Here is a 2,342-nt window from a genome sequence, read left to right as displayed (position 1 = left end):
GGATCTCCCTGCTCGGGGCCAACCGCACCGCCATCTTTATGAACCTGCTGCCGGTGATGACGGCTGGCCTTGCCATCACCCTGCTGGGGGAGCGGCTGACTGGCTATCACCTGATCGGGGGCGGTCTGACCTTGCTCGGAGTTTTGCTGGCTCAGCGGCTGGTGCGCCCGGTGGTGGTGGGTCGCCGCCGGGTGGTGTTGGCACCCTGTCCCGAAGAGTAATCTTGCTTGGATGCGTAAGTCGTGCCCGCTTGGCCGCCAATGACAAAGCGCCTGCAGCAATGCAGGCGCTTTTTTATGGTCAGATCTGGCCGGGCCGGTTACTGGGCGACCAGATAGAGCTCCTTGCTGTAGACCACATCCTGCGGGTTAAGGTGGGGGTAGCCTTTCACGAAAGGCTTGAGCAACCTGGATTTGACCGAGAAATAGATAGGTGCGATGGGGGCATCTGCATCAATCAGCGCCTCTGCCTGTTGATACAGGGCATTGCGTTCAGCGGGATCCAGTGAGTCGTGGGCCTTGGCCAGCAGGGCGTCGTACTCCTTGTTGAACCACTTGCCGCTGTTGGCACTGCTGCTGGACGTCATGATGTCGAGGAAGGTGGATGCATCGTTATAATCCCCATTCCAGCCATAGCGGCTTACTCCGAAATCCCCCTCGTTTAGGTTGGAGACCATGGTCTTCCACTCCATGTTGTTGAGGGTGGCGGTGACCCCCAGGTTGTGTTTCCACATGGAGGAGACGGCCAGCGCAATCTTTTTGTGGCTCTCGTTGGTGTTGTAGAGAATGTCCACGGTGAGTGGCTTGTCCGGGCCATAGCCCGCTTCGGCCAGCAGGGCTTTGGCCTGCTTGATCCGCTCCTCTTTGCTCTGCAACTGGCTGGCCGGTTTTTTCAATTCAAAACCGTCCACAATGGGGGGAGTGAAGCTATATGCGGCAATTTGTCCCTGCCCCAGGATCTTGTCGGTGATGGTCTCCCGGTCGATGGCCAGCGAGAGCGCCTTGCGTACCTTCGGATCATCGAACGGTTTGCGGTTCACATTGAACACATAGTAATAGCTGGCCAGTGTGGGGACGCTGACCAGTTCTTCCGGGCTCTGACTCTTGATCTGCTTGTACTGCTCCAGCGGATAGGTGGTGTAGTGCAGCTCACCGGTGCGATAGCGGTTGTAAGCGGCGGTTTCGGAGACGATCTCCAGATAGACCACCTTGTTCAGGACGGTGTGCTGGTTGTTCCAATAGTGGGGATTGCGCTCGGCACTCAGTCGTTCGTTGGGGGTCCACTCCTTGAGTACAAAGGCGCCGTTGGAGACGATATTGCCCGGCTTGACCCAATCCTTGCCAAATTTTTCAATGGTGGCCTTGGGGGCCGGGAAGGTGGTGTAGTGGGCCAGCGTCTTCAGGAAGAAGGGGACCGGATTTTTCAGGGTCACCTGCAGGGTGTGCTCATCGATCGCCTTGATCCCGAGCTCTGACGGGCTCTTCTTGCCCTGGATCACCTCGCCAGCATTGACCACGCCAGTCAGCTCGATAAACCAGGCGTAGTTGGAGGCGGTTTTGGGGTCGGCAGCCCGTTGCCAGCCGTAGACGTAATCGGCGGCGGTGACCGGTTCACCGTTTGACCACTTGGCCTCGGGCCTCAGCTTGAAGGTGTAGACGGTACCGGTTTTATCGACGTCGTAGCTGATAGCGCCTGCTGGCTTGATCTTGCCGCTACTATCCAGTTCATAGAGCCCTTCAAACAGATCGTTAACGATGGCACTACCAGCGGTCTCTTCCACCAACTGGGGATCGATAGTGGTCGGCTCGGTGCTGATATTGGTGACATAGGTTTGCTGGGCATCGGGCAATAGCTTGGTGCCGGCTGGCACTTCTGCGGCCAAGGCGGGAAGGGCGAAAAGTCCGGCTACCATGCCGGCAATGAGAGTCTTGTTCATTGATAATCCTTGAGTTTTATTTGCTTCCAAAGCGAAATCAGTGTGCTGGATTGACCATAGGAACTCAAGAGGAGATGAGCAACTTCCGAACAGGCCCATCAGACACCATTATCAGGGGGCTAAGTCCAGTCAGGTCATGGCTTGCCGCCGTTTATTTGCACGAATTAAGGGGCGAAAAGTGATCGAATGAAGCCGTTGGAAAGGCGCAGATGGCGATAAAAAAGATGAGATTGGGTATTTATTAGGCAGCTTAATTCGCTGCAAAAACCAAAAATAGACGTTACATTAGGTTACAAATCAAGGCCGCCGGTGATCGGCATTTTTTTTGCCGATGCCTGCAAACGTTTTCAACGCCAACGGATGCGATCTAAAGGAACAAAAATGCGAAACATGATCACCATGGGTG

2 protein-coding genes are annotated in these 2,342 nt (G+C 55.6%); one reads left to right on the top strand and one right to left on the bottom strand.

From position 1 onward, the window contains the following. Positions 1-221, top strand: a 221-nt coding sequence (locus tag LD28_RS0120460; protein WP_033138741.1) for an EamA family transporter, incomplete at its 5' end; no start/stop codon positions are given. A 98-nt stretch (positions 222-319) separates the two neighbouring features. On the opposite strand, the gene LD28_RS0120455 is transcribed toward LD28_RS0120460, so the two are convergent. Further along, complete coding sequence (locus LD28_RS0120455; RefSeq protein WP_033138740.1) at positions 320-1,936, bottom strand: peptide ABC transporter substrate-binding protein; 1,617 nt, start codon at positions 1,934-1,936, stop codon at positions 320-322. Positions 1,937-2,342: the final 406 nt, after the last annotated feature.

It is taken from the genome of Aeromonas finlandensis, from assembly GCF_000764645.1.
GTDB lineage: Bacteria > Pseudomonadota > Gammaproteobacteria > Enterobacterales > Aeromonadaceae > Aeromonas > Aeromonas finlandensis.
The sequence above is the reverse complement of the archived record's forward strand: the minus strand, read 5'-3'. Positions and strand labels throughout refer to the sequence as shown.

Excerpts from the sequence above, each read along its gene's own strand:
- LD28_RS0120455 (WP_033138740.1), bottom strand. The coding sequence starts at position 1,936 with ATGAACAAGACTCTCATTGCCGGCATGGTAGCCGGACTTTTCGCCCTT.